The following is a 17,593-nucleotide window of genomic DNA, read 5'->3' as shown; positions in this document are numbered from 1 at the left end:
CCCTCCTCGTTGCGGACCCGTCTGGTGACGACGGGCCTTAACATCATGTGAACAGTGACCCAGATCTCACCACCCCCGAACGGGGGTACCACCGAGAGAGCGGGGGGCGCGTCCCGTGGCAGAACCGGGCGAGGCGACCGAGGTGCAGGCGGCCCTGCTGAGACTGCGCCGTACGAGCGGGCTGCCGGTGGTGTTCGGCGGCCTCCTGTCCGACGCCCGGCACGCGCGCATCGCGGAGCTGAACGGCGCGCAGACCTCCGCGCTGCGCGGGCTCGTCATCTCGGCGGGCAGCGGCCTCGGCGGCAAGGCGATGGCCCTGTCCCGGCCCTGCGCGGTGACCGACTACGCCTCGGCCCGCCACATCAGCCACGAGTACGACACGGCCGTGGCTGCGGAGGGCCTGCGTTCGGTCGTCGCGGTGCCCGTGGTGGTGCGCCGCCGGGTGCGCGGCGTGCTGTACGGGGCCCTGCGCACCCCGCTCGCCCTCGGCGACCGTACGTTCGACGCGGCGGCGTCGGCGGCCCGTGACGTGGAGCAGGCGCTGGCCGTCCGGGACGAGGTCCGGCAGTTGCTCACCACCACCCGGGAGCAGTTGTCCGGTGCCGGGGAGGGCCCCGGTGTCTGGGAGGACGTACGCGAGGCGCACCGGGAGCTGCGCGCACTGGCGCCGAGGATCGCGGATCCGGACCTCCGCGACGAGCTGCTGGTGGTCTGCGGGCGGCTCGCCTCGGCCACCGGAAGCGACCGCCCGCCCGAGACGAGGTACGTGCGGCTGGCCCCGCGCGAGGTGGACGTGCTCGCCTGTGTGGCGTCGGGGGCGACGAACGCGGTGGCGGCCGAGCGGCTGGGGCTGCGGCCGGAGACGGTGAAGGCCTATCTGCGCTCGGCGATGCGGAAGCTGGGGGCGCACACCCGGCTGGAGGCGGTGGTGGCCGCACGCCGGGTGGGGCTGCTGCCTTAGGGGCGGGGCGCGTGTCCTTGGAGCGGGGGCCGCGTGTCCTGAGTGCGTGGCCGCCCCTGGCGGACCAGGCCGGGCCGCCGGTGCGCGTACTCAGTCGCCGAAGTCGACGAACGGGGCGTACCGCACGTCGTGGACGGTGGCGTCGGACATCACCGCCAGCATCCGGACGGCCTCCCCGGTGATCTCCTCGCGCGCTGCCGGGCCGAGGTCCCCGAGGGTCTGGACGGTCACCGTCGCCGTGTCCCCTGTCTGGTCCAGGCGCCAGATCGCCGCGAAGTACCCGTCGTACAGGACCGTTCCGTACACCTGGTTGCCCACGCCGTTGCGGTTGCGGTAGGCGGGCGGGATGACGCGGGTCCGGTCGGCGTGGCCGAGCAGGACGTTGTCGAATGCGGGCAGGAAGCGCGGCGGGGCGGGGGTGTCCGGGTCCGGGCGCGGTGCGTCGGGCAGGTCGAAGAGCTCCACGCCGTGCTCGTCGCGGAAGGTGACCAGCCGGGGCCGCAGCCGTTCGAAGACCTCACGGAGCCGGGTGACGCCCGCCCACGTCTGCATGTCCTTCACCGAGGCGGGACCGAAGGCGCCGAGGTAGCGCAGGACCGTCGCGTCGGGGGCGGGTGCCGGCTCGGAGGGGCGGCCGAGCCAGTGCTCGACGGTCGTGAGCGCGACCTGCCCGCCGCGCCCCCACAGTCCGCGCGGGGTGACCTGGACCAGGGGGAGCAGGCACCGGGCGGCGGTCGACAGGGCACGTGGTTCGGCGTCCGGCCAGTGGACGAGCAGCGCGTCCCGTAGCTCCTTCATGGTGCGGGGCCGCTCCTCAACGAGCGTCCGGCTGACGGCGGCGAGCCGCTCCAGGTCCACGCCCGTCAGCCCGTGCCGGAAGACCTTCAGCTCCCGCTCACGGGCCGGCTGCACCAGCGGCCGCAGGGTGAGCGCGTCATCGGCGGTGTGCGTGTGGATGGTGGAGCGCAGGGTGACGATCCGGACCACCTCACGCGACTCCATCAGCGCGGACAGCTCCATCGGGTCGAAGCCCTCGATCCGGGCGTACAGCTGGAAGTACGGGGGCCGGGTGTTCTGCGCCTGGAGGCCGACCAGCCGGGCGACCATGTCCTTCGCGGGCACCGTGGCGCGCCGGAGCAGCGACTGCCGCTCCAGGGTGGCGCGGTTGAGCGCGCGGCGGGACAGGACGGGAGGGCTCGTCTTCGCGACCATGGGAGCACGCTATCGGGGGGCACTGACAGCGCACGCGCGTGCTCCGGACGCGCCACGGGGGGCCACCGGCGGCGCCCGGTGGAAACCCGACACTCGGAGGTGCCCGTGGCAGCACGGGCAAACGGTCCCGGGCCCCCATCATGGTGCGGGTGATCAGTGTCCTGTTCGCCGTCCTCACCGCGCTCAGCAACGGCTCCGCCTCGGTGCTCCAGCGCCGCGCCGCCCTCAAGGTCCCCTCCGGCGAGGCGATGCGTCTGTCGCTGGTGGGTCATCTGCTGCGCCAGCCGGTGTGGCTGGGCGGGATCGGCATGGTGATCGTCGCGGCCGTCTGCCAGGCGGTGGCGCTGGCCACCGGGCCGATCGCCGTGGTCCAGCCCATCTTCGTCATCGAACTGCCCGCGACCCTGCTGCTCGCCGGGTTCGTCATGCGGGTGCGGGTGCCGCGCCCGGTGTGGACCGGGGTGGCCGCCGTGACGCTCGGGCTCGCGCTCGGCATGGCGTCGGCCGCGCCGGTCGGCGGCACCGACGAGGTCCAGGGGACGGCCTGGATTCCGGCGCTGGTGGTGACCGGGGTCTTCGAGGCCGCGCTGATCACCTCCGCGATGCGTATCTCGGGCAACGCGCGGGCCGCACTGCTGGGGCTGGCGGCCGCGTGCGCGTACGCGCTGACGGCCGCCCTGATGAAGGACGCCATGTCGCGGCTGACGAGCGACGGATTCATCGGCCTGGTGAAGGCGTGGCAGCTGTACGGCACCGCGGCGGCCGGGGTCGGCGCGCTCTTCATCCTCCAGAACGCCCTGCAGGCCGGCACGCTGGCGGCGGTACAGCCGATGCTGACGCTGGGGGACGCGCTGATCAGCATCACGTACGGGGTGACCCTGTTCGGTGAGCGGTTGCGTACCGGATGGTGGCTGCTGCCGCAGTTGATCGCGGTGGCCCTGATCGCCGTCGGCTGTGTGGTCCTGGCCCGTTCACCGCTGGCGGGCGGCGGGCCGCAGCCTCCTCCACGCGTGAAGTGAGCCCCGTCCGCGTACCCCCGTACCCCCCGTACCCGGAAGGGGATACGGGGGGTACGGGACCGGAACCCCCGGAGGCGGGGCGGACTCGGGGCGGGAGCCGGGTCAGGGGCGGCCCGCGGCCGGGATCTCCTCGCCGGGCGGTACCGGGCCCGGCGGGGTGCCGTCGCCGAACGGCCGGCCGCCCAGCTCCTCGCGGTGGTGCGGGGTCAGCCAGCCGGACAGGTCGGGTCCGAGCGGCACGATGCCGGTCGGGTTGATGCCGGTGTGCACCTGGTAGTAGTGCCGCTTGATGTGGTCGAAGTCGACCGTGTCACCGAATCCGGGCGTCTGGTAGAGGTCACGGGCGTACGCCCACAGGACGGGGTCCTCGGTGAGCTTGTTCCGGTTGCACTTGAAGTGGCCGTGGTAGACGGCGTCGAAGCGCACCAGGGTGGTGAAGAGCCGGATGTCCGCCTCGGTGAGGGTGTCCCCCACCAGGTACCGCTGTCCCGCCAGCCGTTCGGAGACCAGGTCCAGGCGGCGGAACACATCGGTGTACGCGGCCTCGTACTCACCCTGCTCACCGGCGAAACCGGCCCGGTAGACACCGTTGTTGACGTCCCGGTAGATGCCGTCCATCACCGTGTCGATCTCGTCGCGCAGCCGCTCCGGGTAGAGGTCGGGCGCGCCGGGACGGTGCAGGGCGGTCCACTCGGTGGCCAGGTCCAGGGTGAGTTGCTGGTAGTCGTTGGTGACCAGGGTGCGGGTGGGGATGTCGACGATCGCGGGGACGCTGACGCCGCCGGGGTAGTCGTGCTCCCGGGCGTCGTAGGCCTCGCCGAGGTAGTGGATGCCGAGGACCGGGTCCCTGCCGCCCTCGTCGAGGGTGAAGCGCCAGCTGCGGTCGTCCTGGATGGGATCGGCGACGGCCAGCGACAGGGCGTCCTCCAGACCGAGCAGCCTGCGGGAGACCAGGGCGCGGCTCGCCCAGGGGCAGGCCCGGCTGACGACGAGCCGGTAGCGTCCCGCCTCGACGGGCCAGCCGTCACGCCCGTCGGCGGTGATCCGGTCGGCGAAGTGGCTGCGGGACCGCTTGAAGGGCTTGTGGCCGTACGTGCTGTTCGCGTTCGGTTCGCGGTCGTCGGGTTCCCGGGCGGCCGGTGTGCTGCTCATGGACTGCTCCTCGGCTGGTCGGTGGCTTCGGCCTTCTCCTGGCGTCTCCTTCCCCGTCGCCCGGCCAGGACATCGGCGAGGGCCACGATCAGCCCGGCAAGGACGAACGCGGTGGACACCACCAGCCCGTGGTCGTAGGCCGGGGCCCAGTCGTCACGGCCCAGCCGGGAGAAGAACACCGAGCCGACCGCCGCGATACCGATGGCCGAGCCGACCCGCTGGCTGGTCTGGAGGGTGCCCCCGGCGCTGCCCGCGTTGTGCACTGGCACCTCGGACAGGGTGAGGGTCTGGTTGGGGGCGATGACCAGTCCGCTGCCGAGCCCGGCCAGCAGCAGCGGTGCCGCCATCGCGAGCCCGGCGCCCCGGCCCGGCACCAGGTGTACGGCCATGGCGGTGAGTCCGAGCCCCAGGGCCACCATGACGAGGCCCACCACGATCAGCGGCCGTCCGAAGCGGTTGACGAGCCGTCCCCCGATGCCCGCCGAGCCGCCCGCGCCGAGCGCGAACGGGGTGATGGCCAGACCCGCCTCCAGCGCGCTGTAATGCAGCCCGGACTGGAGGTAGAGGGTGGTGATGAAGAAGATCGAGGTGAACCCGGCGAAGTACATCAGGATCATCAGGCAGCCCAGCCAGAAGGACCGGAAGCGGAACAGCGCGAGGTCCAGGACGGGCTGCACCCGGCGCCGCGAACACCGCGACTCCCAGCCGACGAACGCGGCGAGCAGCAGCGCCGCGAGCACCACGAGCAGCCACTTGGTGTTGCCGGGCCACTGCTGGGCCTGGACGAACGGCAGCAGCAGCGACAGCACCCCGGCGCCGAGCAGCAGCACCCCGAGCGGATCCAGGTCACGGGGCCGCACCCGGCCCGCCGACGGGGTGTCGGGCAGCAGCCGGTGGGCGAGGACCAGGCAGACGGCACCGATGGGCAGGTTGACGTAGAAGACCCAGCGCCACCCCTCCTCGGCTCCGGCGAACTGGATCAGCACCCCGCCCAGCAGCGGGCCGACGGCGGTGGAGATGCCGACGACGGTGCCGAACATGCCGAAGGCCCGGCCCCGTTCACGGCCCGAGAACATCTGCTGGATCAGTGCCGAGATCTGCGGCGAGAGGAGCCCGCCGGCCGCGCCCTGGATCAGCCGGGCGACGACCAGCCAGGTGCTGGACTGGGCGGCCCCGCAGGCGGCGGAGGCCAGGGTGAACAGGGCCAGCCCGGTCATGAACACGGCCCGGCGGCCCCGCGCGTCCCCCAGTCTGCCGCCGGGGATCAGGACCAGTCCGAAGGTCAGGGCGTAGCCGGACAGCACCCACTGGAGGTCGGACTCCGGGGTGTTCAGGCCGGCCTTGATGGAGGGCAGCGCCACATTGACGATGGACACGTCGAGCAGCGTCATGAACCCGGCGACGAGGCAGACCCCGAGGGCGCGCCAGCGCATGGGATCGGAAGGGCCGGGACCGGACGTGCCTGTGGCCTGGTCACCCGTACGCTCAGCCATGGCCCCGACCCTACGGGCAGGCCGCCGTTCTCCGGGGGACCAGCGCGGCACGGCGTACGGTGTCGGGCCGCGCACCCGGGCCCACGGCCGCGTACGCGGCACCGTCAGGGGTACACGGGACCCATGACTGTAGGGAAGACGAGTGTTCTGGTCCTGGACTGTGCCGAACCGCTGGAACTCGCCGGGTTCTACGCCGCCCTGCTGGACGCCGAGACGCGCGTCGGGAACGATCCCGACTTCGTCGAGGTCGTCGGCAACAGCGGTGTCCACCTGGCGGTCCGCCGCGACCACGGCTACGCCCCGCCGAGCTGGCCCCGCCCGGAGGACGCCCAGCAGGCGCATCTGCGCATCCTGGTCGACCCGGGCGCGATGGACGAGGCGGAACGCGAGGCGGTGGGCCTGGGCGCCCGCCCGGTGGACACGGGCGACACGACCATCGGCTCCCACGACGTACGCGTCTACGCGGACCCGGCGGGCCACTCGTTCTCCCTGGCGGCCCGACGCTGACCCGACGACGCGGGACGTGCCGTAGCGGTCGTCGTGCGCCCGCCAGGGATCACGGGACGGACAGCCCTCAGACGCGCGAGTTTCGCAGGGACTGCCATACGGCCCCGGTCAGCGCCCGCGTCGACCGTGGGACCGACAGACGCTCGTGCTGGCGGTACAGAGCCCAGTTGTACCGCACGAGCGAGAGCTTGTTGGAGGACAGCGATCCCGCCTGGTTGGCCCGGTACACCGCAAGCGGCTCAGCCAGGCCCCGGGCGTCAGCGCCCTCCCGCGTGATCGACAGCCAGAGGGCGTAGTCCTGGCGCTTGCGCATCTCCGGCATCAGCCTCGTGCCCAGGGCATTGCGGTCGTACATGGCGGTGAGGGCACCGATGTGGTCCCGGACCAGCATCGCGCGGTGGTCCACGTGCTCCCGCGCACGGACCACCCGCCCGTTGGGGACCCAGTCGGTGCTCTCGCCGTCGTGGTCGGCGTCCATCTTGAAGTACGAGGTGAACGTCAACGGCGCGGTGGCCTCCGCGGCGAAGGCGAGCTGCTTCTCGGTCTTCTCCGGAAGCCACATGTCGTCGCTGTCGAGAAAGGCGACGTAGTCCCCGCGGGCCCGCTCGATCGCGAGGTTGCGGGCCCGGCCCGCACCTCCCTGTTCGGGCGCCGACTCCGGCAGGACGCGCTCGTCCCGCTCGGCGAACTCACGGAGCAGGTCCATGGAGTCATCGGTGGAGCGGTCGTCGGTAACCAGCAGCTCCAGGTCGCTGTGGGTCTGGGTGAGCACCGACCGGACGGCCGCGCCGAGAGTGGATGCCGAGTTGTAGACGGGCATCACGACAGATACCAGGGGCACAGCGCTTCTCCTTGCCGGACCAGGGACGACGGTCCATTCAAGCACCGCGGCCGGGGTACCCGCCCCCCGGCCGCCGTCGGGGGCCTTACGCCGTCTCTCTTCTGCGCGCCCCGCGCCTGCCGCAGCCCCTTGTCGTGGCGATCACCGTGCCGTGCCGCGCGGCGCGCCACCGGGCCGCTCCGCGCGGAGCAGGGAGAAGAGCACCGCGTCGTTCCACTGCCCGTCGCGCCACACCGCGGAGCGCAGCACGCCTTCCCGCACGAAGCCCGCCTTCTCCAACGCGCGCTGTTCAGCGAGGTTGGCGCGGTCGGTCCACGCCTGGAGCCGGTCGGCGCGGGTGTGGTCGAAGAGGTACTCCGCCACAACCGCTGGGCCCGGGTGCCTGTGCCCCGGCCTCGGGCGGAGGGCACCAGGCCGATCGCCAGGCTCCAGTTGGTCAGATCGGCGGGCCCCCAACTGCCGGGGAACCACTTGACCCGGCCCACCGTCACGTCACCCTCGGCGACCGAGAGCAGACCTCCGTCAGGACCGAGCAGACCGTTCTCCGCGAAGCGGCGGCGCAGGTCGGCCGTCGACTGGAAGCCGAACCACGCGTGCGGGCCCCAGCCCTCCGGGCCACTGAACTCCCCCTCGAACAGGTCGAGATCATCGGCGGTGACGGGACGCAGCGTGATCTCGTCCGGCATGAGGCATCTCCTGAACCTCTCGGCCGCACCGGCCAACTCCCGTACGGACACGGCGGGTGACGGCTTCCGACTTCTCCATCCCTCGACACGCGTTCCGGCGGCGTACCGGTTGCGTCCGCGAGCCCACACGGCTCCGGCGCCCGGGTTCGGTGCCGTCCGACCGGCGCGGGCGGGGCGCGCCGAGGGGGCGTGCCGGTGGTCCGCGCCCGGCGCATCGGGGTGTTGCCGGGATTTAACCTCGCGACTCCTTGTCAGCCCATGTCTACGCGCATAGCTTTTGCCTCCTCACTACCTACTTGGGGGCTGTTCCCGTGCGCATAGCCAGATCCGGCTCCGCCCTGCTGGCCGGTGCCGTCGCCGTGACCCTGTCGGTGACCGCGCTGCCCGCCGCCTTCGCGGCTCCGTCCTCGTCCGCCGTGATCTCCGAGGTCTACGGCGGCGGGGGCAACTCCGGTGCGACGCTCACCCGCGACTTCATCGAGTTGGCCAACGCCTCGTCCGGCCAGTTCGCGCTGTCCGGTTTCAGTGTCCAGTACCTCCCCGGCACCCCGTCGGCCGGTTCGCAGTGGCAGGTCACCCCGCTGTCCGGTGCCGTCGCGCCCGGTGGCCGCTACCTCGTCGCCCAGGCCGCGGGTACCGGCGGCACCGTGGACCTGCCGGCCGCCGACGCCACCGGCACCACCGCGATGTCCGCGACCGCCGGGACCGTGGCGCTGGTCTCCGGTACCACGCCGCTGACCTGCAAGACCGCCGCGGACTGTGCGGCCGACACCCGGATCGTGGATCTCGTGGGCTACGGCACGGCCGTCGTACGGGAGGGCAGCGGACCGGCGACGGGGGCCTCGGCCAGTTCCTCCGTGGCGCGCGGCGCCTCCCTCGCGGACACCGACGACAACGCGGCCGACCTGACCTCAGGCACCCCGACCCCCGTGAACGCGGCCGGGGAGACCTCCGGCGGTTCCGTCCCCGAGGAGCCCGAGGGGCCGACCGAGCCCGGCACCGTACGGATCCACGACATCCAGGGCACCACCCGCGTCTCGCCGCTCGCCGGACAGCCGGTGACCGGGGTCCCGGGTGTCGTCACCGGCGTACGCACCAGCGGCTCGCACGGCTTCTGGATCCAGGACACCGCGCCGGACGACGACCCGCGTACCAGCGAGGGCCTGTTCGTCTACACCGGTTCCGCTGTGCCCGCCGTGGCGGTCGGGGACTCGGTGCTGGTCAGCGGGCAGGTCGCAGAGTACTACCCGGCCACCGGCACCCAGTCGCTGACCCAGCTGACCGCCCCGCGGACCACGGTCCTCTCCTCGGGCAACGCCCTGCCCGCGCCGGTCGTCCTGAACGCGCGCTCGGTGCCGGACGCCTATGTGCCGACGGCGGGCGGCGGTTCGATCGACGCGCTGCCCCTGCAGCCGAAGCGGTACGCCCTGGACCTGTACGAGTCGCTGGAAGGTGTCCGGGTCACGATGTCCGACACCCGGGTGACCGGTGCGACGACCGCGTACGACGAGGTCTGGGTCACCGTCAAGCCGAAGGAGAACCCCACCCGGCGCGGCGGCACGCTGTACCGGTCCTACGAGGACCAGAACACCGGCCGCCTCAAGGTGATGTCGCTGGACCCCGCGCAGCCGGTGCCGGTGGCGAACGTGGGCGACACACTGGCCGGGACGACCACGGGCGTCCTGGACTACGCCTCGTACGGCGGCTACAACGTGCAGGCGACCCAGCTGGGCCGGCACGTCGACAAGGGTCTGCGGCGCGAGGTGACCCGGAAGCAGAAGCGTGACGAACTCGCCGTCGCCACGTACAACGTGGAGAACCTGGACGCGCTGGACGACCAGGTGAAGTTCGACACGCTGGCCTCCGGGGTCGCGGTGAACCTCTCCTCCCCCGACATCGTGTCCCTGGAGGAGATCCAGGACGACAACGGCGCGGTGAACGACGGCACGGTGGGCTCCGAGGCGACGCTGAAGCGCTTCACGGACGCGATCGTCGCCGCCGGCGGCCCCCGGTACTCCTGGCGTTACGTCGCCCCGGAGAACAACAAGGACGGCGGCGAGCCCGGCGGCAACATCCGCAACGTCTTCCTGTTCAACCCGAAGCGGGTCTCGTTCGTGGACCGGGCGGGCGGTGACGCCACCACCGCGGTCACGGCCGTGAAGACGCGGAAGGGCGCCACGCTCTCCGTCTCGCCCGGCCGGATCAACCCCACCAGCGACGCCTGGAACTCCAGCCGTAAGCCGCTGGTGGGCGAGTTCCTCTTCCGGGGCGAGCCGGTGTTCGTGATCGGCAACCACTTCGCGTCCAAGGGCGGCGACCAGTCCCTGCACGGCCGCTTCCAGGAGCCGACGCGCTCCTCGGAGACGCAGCGGATCCGGCAGGCGGCCGAGGTCAACACCTTCGTCACCTCGCTGCTGAAGGCGGACAAGTCGGCGCGGGTCGTCACGCTCGGAGACCTGAACGACTTCGCGTTCTCCCCGACGATGGACGCGCTGACCCGGGGCCGGGTGCTCAAGCCGCTCATCACCACCCTGCCGAAGGCGGAGCAGTACAGCTACGTCTACGACGGCAACTCGCAGACGCTGGACCACATCCTGACGAGCCCCGGCATCCGCCGCCTCGACTACGACGTGGTGCACATCAACGCGGAGTTCGCCGACCAGGCCAGCGACCACGACCCGCAGATCGTGCGGATCAAGTGAGCCCAAGGGCTGTGTGAGCGTCAGGGCGGTGTGACGGTGGGGCGGGTCCGGCGGGGCCCGCCCCACACGTCCGTGTCCGGGTACGGCAGCGCTTGGGGCTCCGGTTCCGCCGCCTGGTGCGGGAGGAGCGGCCGGGTGAGAAAACCGGCCACCAGGGCCGCGACCTCGTCGGACCGCTCCAGCACGACCCAGTGGTCGGACTCGGGCAGGGTGAGGAAGCGGCTGCCCTCGATCGTGGCCGCGAACTCCCGCTGCCGCTCGGGTGAGGTGACCGTGTCGTGCTCGCCCGCGAAGACCAGCGCCGGTACGCCCGACAGGCCCCCGGTGAACTCCGGACGGTCCTCCAGGGCCCGGTGCAGCGAGTCCACGGTGTGCGGGGAGTCGCCGCGCAGGGCGTGCAGGAAGGAGCGCCGGACGTAGCGGCGGGCCAGCTCTCCACGGTGGACGGGCCGGTCCGGGTCCAGGCACATCAGGCCGTCGGCGGCGAGCGCCGCGAACCCTTCCTGGTCGCCCTCGGCGAGGCGTTCGGCCGCCCGGCGCCAGTACGCGCGCTGCGCCTCCCCGATGTGGACCGGGACGCCGCCCAGCACCAGCCGGGCGACGCGTGCGGGGGCGTGCCGGGCCCAGCCGAAGGCGATGGCCGCGCCGTAGGAGAAGCCGAAGAGATTGATCCGGGGGACACCGAGGTCGTCCACGATCGCGGTGACCGCGTCGCGCAGGACCGCGGCCGCGGGGCCGGGCGGCAGGGGGTCGGCGGTGCCCATGCCGGGCAGGTCGGCGGTGACCACGTCGGTCAGCGGGCCGAGGTGCTCATCCATCTGCGGCCAGCCGTACATGCCTTGCAGGGCGCCGCCGAGGACGAGGACGGGTTCGGTCGCGGCGGGCTCACCCCGGCCGTCGCGGGGCAGGACCCGGTAGCTGTACCGCAGTCCGCGGACGGACAGCGACCGGATGATCTCCTGGGTCATGGTGCTCCTCGCCTCCCGTCAGGCCCTGGTGAGGACGAGCGCCGCGTTGTGCCCGCCGAAGCCCAGCGAGGTCTTCACGGCGCAGTCGAACCTGCCGCGCCTGGCCTCCTTGCTCACCACGTCGACCGGGATCGCCGGGTCCGGTGCGTCCAGGTTGGCGGTGGGCGGGACCAGTTGGTGCTGGAGCGCGAGGACCGTCAGGGCGGCCTCGATGCCTCCGGCGGCGCCCAGGGTGTGCCCGGTCATCGCCTTGGTGGAGGTGACGAGAGGGTGCTCACCCAGGACGCGGTGGAGCATGGCCGCCTCGATGAGGTCGTTGGCGACGGTCGAGGTGCCGTGGGCATTGACGTGCCCGATGTCGTCGGGGCCGAGGTCCGCGTCGGCCAGGGCCGTGCGCAGCGCCCGTTCGATACCGAGTCCGTCGGGGTCGGGGGCGACGGCGGAGTGGGCGTCGCTGGAGGCGCCGTAGCCGGCGACGTGGGCGCGCACGGTGGCACCGCGTGCGCGGGCGTGCTCGGGGTGCTCCAGGACGAGGAGGCCCGCGCCCTCGCCGACGACGAAGCCGTCCCGGTGGGAGTCGAAGGGCCGGCAGGCGGCCGCGGGGTCGTCGCGGCGGGTGGAGACGGCCCGCATCTGGCACGCGCTGGCGATCAGGAGCCGGGAGCGGACCGATTCGGCGCCGCCGGCCACGACGATGTCGCAGGCGCCGGCGCGGAGCATCTGGTGGGCGGTGCCGATGGCGACGGTGCCGGAGGAGCAGGCGGTGGAGACGGCCAGACTCGGGCCGTGCACGCCCAGGTCCATGGCGACGCTGCTGGCGGCGCCGTTGACGACGGTGAGCGGGGCAAGCTTCGGGGAGACGCGCCGGGCCCCGCGTTCGGTGAGCGTGGTGTGCTGGTCGTCGTAGAAGGGCAGGCCGCCGTGGGCGGAGCCGATGACGACGGCGACCCGGCCGCTGTCCCACACCGAGGGGTCGAGACCGGCGTCGGCGACGGCCTCCCGCGCGGCGATCACGGCGAGCTGCGAGAAGCGGTCCATGAGCCGCTGGGCGGCGACCCCCAGGACGGCCTTCGGGTCGGTGTCGGTGACGGTGTACATGAAGTCGCAGGGCAGCCCGGCGAGTTCGTCCACGGGATGGACGGAGGGCGCGGTGGCGAGGTCACTGACGCCGTGCCAGGCGGCACCGGCTCCCGTGCCGGCGGCGGTGACCAGGCCGATGCCGGTGACGGCGGCGGCGTACGGTCCGGCTCCCCGGCGGGCGGCGATCGGTCCGGCCGCCCGCTCGGCGGAGCCGCGTGTGCGGGGCACCGGGGCCGTCACGCGCCGGCCTTGCTGTGCACCGCGGCGACCAGGTGGCCGAGGGTGTCCCGCGAGCTCAGGACGATGTCGTCGAGGTCGATGTCCAGCCGGTCCTCGATGAGCAGCCTGAGCTCCTCCAGGGCGAGCGAGTCCAGGCTCAGCTGGCGCAGCGGCACCTCGGGCCGGATGGCCGCGGGGTCCGTGCCGAACCTGCTGACGAGCAGGGCGTTGATCTCTTCCGAGGTACTCATGCGACGCTCCTGAGCTCTCGTACGCGGTGACGCCGGCCGCGTGGGGTGGGGGCGGGGGCCGTCGGGGGCGCCGGCTGCTCCGGAGGCACCCTTTATACGCCTTCACGGGCCGGTTTCCGTGCCGCGTTCCCCCGGGAGGAGGGAGCTCCGACCAGGTGTGCGAATCCACGGCGACGCCGGGTGGGGGCGAGGGCTCGGCTCCAGGGCGGACCGCGGCCGCATGCGCCCAGGTCATACGTCAACGAGGGCCTCTGAAGCGGGCGTTGGACCGCAGGCCTCGTGAGCACGGCCTTCGAACCGGTTCAGGCCCGGCGCCGGGCCGCCACCTCGCGGTCGGTGACCCCGTCGCGGCCGCGCGGACCGGTTCCAGGCACGCGCGGAGGGTTCCCGCGCCCGCCCCGGGGCCCAGAGGCCCGGACATCGCGACGGGCCAGGACGGCGGACCCTCCAACCTCGCCTCAACTCCGTTCGGGTGAAGGCGATTTGGACACGCCGGGACATCATTGTCATGCCCTAATCACATGGATAGCCTGCTCGGGCTCGACGGCCCTCGGCCCACCCCACCGGGTCCGGGAGCCTTCCCCTCCCCCACGAACCTGGAGCAGGTATGCCCCGACCCCCCGCCGGCCACACCGCGAGACGCCCGGCCGCTCTGGCCGCCCTCACCGTCTCGGCCCTGGTCGCCACCGTCTCCCCCGCTCCCGCCGCCTCCGGCACCACACCCGATCCGATGAACCGGGCGTTCACACGGGCCGCCGCGGCCTACGGTGTACCGCGCGACCTGCTCGCCGCCGTCGGCTACGGCGAGACCCACCTGGACGGGCACTCCGGCCGCCCCAGCCAGGCGGGCGGCTACGGGGTGATGCACCTGGTCAGCAACCCCGTGAACCACTCCCTGGAGAAGGCCGCCCAGCTGACCGGCGAGACGCCGGCCGAACTGCGCCAGGACACCGAGGCCAACATCCTGGGCGGCGCCGCCGTCCTGCGCAGCCACGCCGACGCGCTCGGCCTGGACGGGGACGAGCGCGCCGACATCAACGCCTGGTACCCGGCCGTCGCCCGCTACAGCGGCGCCCAGGGCCCGGTCGCCGCGCTCTACGCGGACACCGTGTACACCTTCCTGGCCCAAGGGCTGCACACCACGGTGGCGGGCGAGCGGATCACCGTGACCTCGCGTCCGGTCGCCCCGGAGAAGGGGGCCCTGGCCTCGGCGGACGTCACCGCGCAGAGCACCGACTACCCTCCGGCCCTCTGGGTGCCGGCCGCCTCCGCCAACTACGCGACGGGCCGGACGGCCACGGTCGACAAGGTGGTCGTGCACGTCACGCAGGGCTCGTACGCGGGCACCATCAGCTGGTTCCAGAACGCCGCGTCGCAGGTCAGCTCCCACTACGTGGTCCGTTCCTCGGACGGCCAGATCACCCAGATGGTGCGTGACAAGGACACCGCCTACCACGCCAAGAGCGCCAACTCCTCGTCGCTGGGCATCGAGCACGAGGGGTTCATCGACGACCCGTCGTGGTTCACCGACCCGATGTACCGCTCGTCGGCCGCCCTGACCGCCCACCTCTGCGACCACTACGGCATCCCCAAGGACCGGTCGCACATCATCGGGCACAGCGAGGCCCCCGGCAACGACCACACCGACCCGGGAGCCAACTGGAACTGGACCTACTACATGCAGCTCGTCGCCGGGGCCGGCGGCTCCGGCAGCGGGAGCGACGAGCTGAGCTTCGGGGCGTACGACACCCAGAAGACGGGTTCCGCGGGCGACCAGGTGAGGGCGCTCCAGCGGCTCCTGGACGACCAGGGGTACGAGCCGGGGGCCGTGGACGGCCTCTTCGGGCCCGCCACCAAGAGCGCGGTCCAGGCGTTCCAGACCACGCGGGGCCTCCCGGCCGACGGCACGGTCGGCGCGAGGACCTGGACGGCGCTGCTGTCGGCCGGGACCACCCCCGCGCTCGCCCAGGGCAGTTCGGGTGACGCGGTGAAGCGGATCCAGCGGGCGCTGACGGCCGCGCTCGGCTCGACGCTGGCGGTGGACGGGTCGTTCGGCCCGGCGACGAGCACGGCGGTGCGCGACTACCAGAGGGCCCGCGGGCTGGCGGTGGACGGGAGCGTGGGGGCCGGCACCTGGACGGCCCTTCAGTCCGGCCGCTGACGCACCGTCAATCCCGCGTGCCCGGACCGGACCGGCCGGGCGGACCTCGGCGTTCACCTTCCGGGACGCGCGGCGGCGCTCCCGGGAAGGCGCCGGCCTGACCGCCCGTACGCTCCGGAGCGCACCGGCCGGGTGCGGGTACGCCTTCCCCGGGGCATCGCCGCCGGACGATCCTGGGTCCCGCCGGCACACCGGCCGGCCGGACCCAGGGGGCGGTAGGCATGGCACGTAGGCAGCCGACATGCGGGGCACCCACACTGAAGGGCACCCGCTGCGCGCGGCTGGCCATGGTGGGGGCCTCCCGGTGCGACCGGCACCGGGGCGACTGGTCGGCGTACACCGTGGAACGGCGCAAGGCGCGGGAGCGCGCGGACAGGAGGCGCCACGGGTAGCCGGGCCGCGGGGGGGGCCGGAGCGGCACGGGGGGCCAGGCCGCACGGTCGGCCGGGCGCGACGGTCGTCCGGGCGCAACGGTCGGCATGGCCGGCACGGCTGGCCAGGCGCGACGGTCCGCACGGGCAGCCGGGCCGCGCCGGTGGCGGCGTCCGTGGCCGGGCGGCAGGCCGCCCCCGCCCCCGCCTGGCCCGCCCGGCCCGCCCGGCCCCGTACGGCCGTGTCGCGCGTCCGGAACGGGGCCGGGCCCGGGGCGTCACGTTTCGGTAACCTCCTGGAAACCCTTGACGTTCCTCCTCGCGCGTTCTTAATCTCACTGCGTAGTCACGCATTTCAGCAGTTCACGTGCTGCGGCGCTTTCCGCAGTGTTTTGACAGGCACAGACATAGACCACCTGTCGGTGGTTTCGTCATGCCTGTTTTTTTGTGCTCCCCGTGCCACCGATGGGTCCTCCTCGAAGGCGGATTCATGGCACAACGTCCGAGCGTCAAAGGCGTCGCCGACGTCGTTGGGCTCATCGATGGGCTGGGTAAGATCACCGGCCGGGCGCAGGTCATCTGGTTCCTGGTATTCGGTGGACTGTTCCTCGACGCCTATTCGAACGCGGCGCTGAGCGCCGGTCTGGGACCGATGACGTCCCAGATGGAGCTCACCAGCACACAGGTGTCGATCCTCACGGCCACCGCTCCGGCCCTGGCAATCCTCTTCAACCCGATAGGCGGCTGGCTCGCCACCCGGATCGGCCGGGTGCCGCCGCTGCTGCTCGCCAAGGCCTTCGCCATCGCGGGCGCCCTGATCGCCGCGTTCGCCGACGACTTCGGCGTCGTCTGGGTCGGCCGGGTGCTGGTCGGCGTCGCCTACGGCATCGACTTCGCCGTCGCCATGGCGCTGCTGGCCGAGTACACGCCCGCCAAGCTGGGCGGCCGGCTGAACCTGTGGCAGGCCGTCTGGTACGTCGCCACCACCAGCAACCTCGCGCTCGCCCTGCTCTTCTTCAACCTGGACGTCGGCGCGGACATCTGGCGCTGGTCGGTCGGCTCGGCAGCCGTCGTCGCGGTCCTGCTGCTGGTGGGCCAGTGGACGATGCTCAAGGAGAGCCCCACCTGGCTGGCCGGGAAGGGCCGGCTGGACGAGGCGGTCGCCAACCTGGACGCGATCTACGGGATCAAGGCCGTCGCCGGCCGGCCCGACGCCGCCACCCTGGCCTCCTCCGCCGCTCCCGCCATCGGCTTCCGCCACGCCGGGGTGCTGTTCAAGGGCGACTACCTGCCCCGCACGATCCTCTCCTCGGTGATCTCGCTCGGGCAGTCGATGCAGTACTTCGCGGTGGGCTGGTACCTCCCGCTGATCAGCCTGACGATCTTCGGCGAGAGCTTCGAGAAGGCCACCATCGGCTCGATGGTCTTCAACGCCTTCGGTATCGCGGGCGGTCTGCTCTCGGCGTACTTCGGACGCCGCCTGGGGCTGCGGCTCAGCTCCGCGGCCGGTTTCGCGGGGGTCTTCGTCGCCCTGCTCGCGATGGGCCTCACCTTCGAGAAGGTCCCGACCGCGGTGGCGTTCCTGCTGCCGGTGCTCTTCATCCTGTGCCACTCCACGGGGCCCGGCGCCAACGGCAAGTCCATCGCCGCGCTGTCGTACAGCAGTGACGTGCGCGCACTGGGCACCGGGGTCACCGGCATGGTGGGCAGCTTCGGCTCGGTGGCCGGGCTGTATCTGTTCCCGCAGATCAAGGACTCGCTGGGGCTCGCCGACACCTTCCTGGTGCTCTCCGTCGTCCCGCTGCTCGGCATGATCACCTGTCTGGCGATCAAGTGGGATCCGATGAAGGCCGACCGGTCCCCCGACGAGGCCGCCGCCGACGCGCTCGCGTCCACCGACGCCCCCGGCGGCCTGCCGGACACCGCGAAGACCACGACCGCGCGCTGACCGCTCCCGGGACCCGCGCCCC

15 protein-coding genes are annotated in these 17,593 nt (G+C 72.7%); 7 read left to right on the top strand and 8 right to left on the bottom strand.

The window, feature by feature from the left end; all coding sequences use genetic code 11:
* Positions 1-115 precede the first annotated feature (115 nt).
* Positions 116-961, top strand: coding sequence for a response regulator transcription factor (locus B9S64_RS27905; protein ID WP_103491441.1), 846 nt, complete (start codon positions 116-118; stop codon positions 959-961).
* A 90-nt stretch (positions 962-1,051) separates the two neighbouring features.
* Here B9S64_RS27905 and B9S64_RS27900 read toward each other — a convergent pair whose 3' ends face one another.
* Positions 1,052-2,173, bottom strand: coding sequence for a winged helix DNA-binding domain-containing protein (locus B9S64_RS27900; protein ID WP_103491442.1), 1,122 nt, complete (start codon positions 2,171-2,173; stop codon positions 1,052-1,054).
* A 149-nt stretch (positions 2,174-2,322) separates the two neighbouring features.
* Between B9S64_RS27900 and B9S64_RS27895 the strand changes: the two genes are divergently transcribed.
* The gene (locus tag B9S64_RS27895; RefSeq protein ID WP_103491451.1) at positions 2,323-3,192 is read left to right on the top strand and encodes a DMT family transporter; all 870 of its coding nucleotides are present in this window, start codon (positions 2,323-2,325) and stop codon (positions 3,190-3,192) included.
* Between the two features lie 102 nt (positions 3,193-3,294).
* Here the strand turns inward: B9S64_RS27895 and B9S64_RS27890 are convergent, their stop codons facing one another.
* Together B9S64_RS27890 and B9S64_RS27885 are read right to left on the bottom strand one after the other, a co-directional pair.
* Positions 3,295-4,344 carry a glutathione S-transferase family protein gene (locus tag B9S64_RS27890; protein WP_103491443.1) on the bottom strand — a complete coding sequence of 350 codons (1,050 nt, stop codon included), beginning with the start codon at positions 4,342-4,344 and terminating at the stop codon, positions 3,295-3,297.
* On the bottom strand, positions 4,341-5,837 hold the full coding sequence (locus B9S64_RS27885; protein WP_103491444.1) for an MFS transporter: 1,497 nt from the start codon (positions 5,835-5,837) through the stop codon (positions 4,341-4,343). The genes B9S64_RS27890 and B9S64_RS27885 overlap by 4 nt, the downstream gene beginning before the upstream one ends.
* Before the next feature lie 123 nt (positions 5,838-5,960).
* Here B9S64_RS27885 and B9S64_RS27880 point away from each other — a divergent pair, with 123 nt between their 5' ends.
* Positions 5,961-6,344 carry a VOC family protein gene (locus B9S64_RS27880; RefSeq protein ID WP_103491445.1) on the top strand — a complete coding sequence of 128 codons (384 nt, stop codon included), beginning with the start codon at positions 5,961-5,963 and terminating at the stop codon, positions 6,342-6,344.
* 67 nt (positions 6,345-6,411) lie between these two features.
* Here the strand turns inward: B9S64_RS27880 and B9S64_RS27875 are convergent, their stop codons facing one another.
* Together B9S64_RS27875 and B9S64_RS35260 are read right to left on the bottom strand one after the other, a co-directional pair.
* On the bottom strand, positions 6,412-7,185 hold the full coding sequence (locus tag B9S64_RS27875) for a glycosyltransferase family A protein (RefSeq protein ID WP_103491446.1): 774 nt from the start codon (positions 7,183-7,185) through the stop codon (positions 6,412-6,414).
* Between the two features lie 141 nt (positions 7,186-7,326).
* Positions 7,327-7,548: a GNAT family N-acetyltransferase gene (locus B9S64_RS35260; RefSeq protein ID WP_258037868.1), complete on the bottom strand. Its 222-nt coding sequence runs from the start codon at positions 7,546-7,548 to the stop codon at positions 7,327-7,329.
* 634 nt (positions 7,549-8,182) lie between these two features.
* Here B9S64_RS35260 and B9S64_RS27865 point away from each other — a divergent pair.
* Positions 8,183-10,573 carry an endonuclease/exonuclease/phosphatase family protein gene (locus B9S64_RS27865; protein WP_103491447.1) on the top strand — a complete coding sequence of 797 codons (2,391 nt, stop codon included), beginning with the start codon at positions 8,183-8,185 and terminating at the stop codon, positions 10,571-10,573.
* 20 nt (positions 10,574-10,593) lie between these two features.
* Here B9S64_RS27865 and B9S64_RS27860 read toward each other — a convergent pair whose 3' ends face one another.
* The 3 genes from B9S64_RS27860 to B9S64_RS27850 are packed head-to-tail and all read right to left on the bottom strand — an operon-like array spanning position 10,594 to position 13,091.
* Positions 10,594-11,541 (bottom strand): alpha/beta fold hydrolase, encoded by a 948-nt coding sequence (locus B9S64_RS27860; protein ID WP_103491448.1) that lies wholly within the window; start codon positions 11,539-11,541, stop codon positions 10,594-10,596.
* 18 nt (positions 11,542-11,559) lie between these two features.
* Positions 11,560-12,807 carry a beta-ketoacyl synthase gene (locus tag B9S64_RS27855; protein ID WP_103491452.1) on the bottom strand — a complete coding sequence of 416 codons (1,248 nt, stop codon included), beginning with the start codon at positions 12,805-12,807 and terminating at the stop codon, positions 11,560-11,562.
* A 50-nt stretch (positions 12,808-12,857) separates the two neighbouring features.
* A complete protein-coding gene (locus B9S64_RS27850; protein WP_028443769.1) occupies positions 12,858-13,091 on the bottom strand; it encodes a phosphopantetheine-binding protein in 234 nt (77 codons plus the stop codon).
* A 607-nt stretch (positions 13,092-13,698) separates the two neighbouring features.
* On the opposite strand from B9S64_RS27850, the gene B9S64_RS27845 reads away from it, so the two are divergent.
* From B9S64_RS27845 to B9S64_RS27840, 3 genes are all read left to right on the top strand, one after another.
* Positions 13,699-15,252, top strand: a complete 1,554-nt coding sequence (locus B9S64_RS27845) for a peptidoglycan-binding protein (RefSeq protein WP_103491449.1) — start codon at positions 13,699-13,701, stop codon at positions 15,250-15,252.
* A 221-nt stretch (positions 15,253-15,473) separates the two neighbouring features.
* Complete coding sequence (locus B9S64_RS34630) at positions 15,474-15,644, top strand: hypothetical protein (protein WP_181387638.1); 171 nt, start codon at positions 15,474-15,476, stop codon at positions 15,642-15,644.
* Between the two features lie 469 nt (positions 15,645-16,113).
* Entirely contained in the window at positions 16,114-17,571 is a 1,458-nt protein-coding gene (locus B9S64_RS27840; protein WP_103489524.1) for an MFS transporter, read from the top strand.
* Positions 17,572-17,593: the final 22 nt, after the last annotated feature.

Source organism: Streptomyces sp. SM18 (assembly GCF_002910775.2).
GTDB classification, from domain to species: domain Bacteria; phylum Actinomycetota; class Actinomycetes; order Streptomycetales; family Streptomycetaceae; genus Streptomyces; species Streptomyces halstedii.
This window is presented reverse-complemented; position numbering and strand designations above follow the sequence as displayed.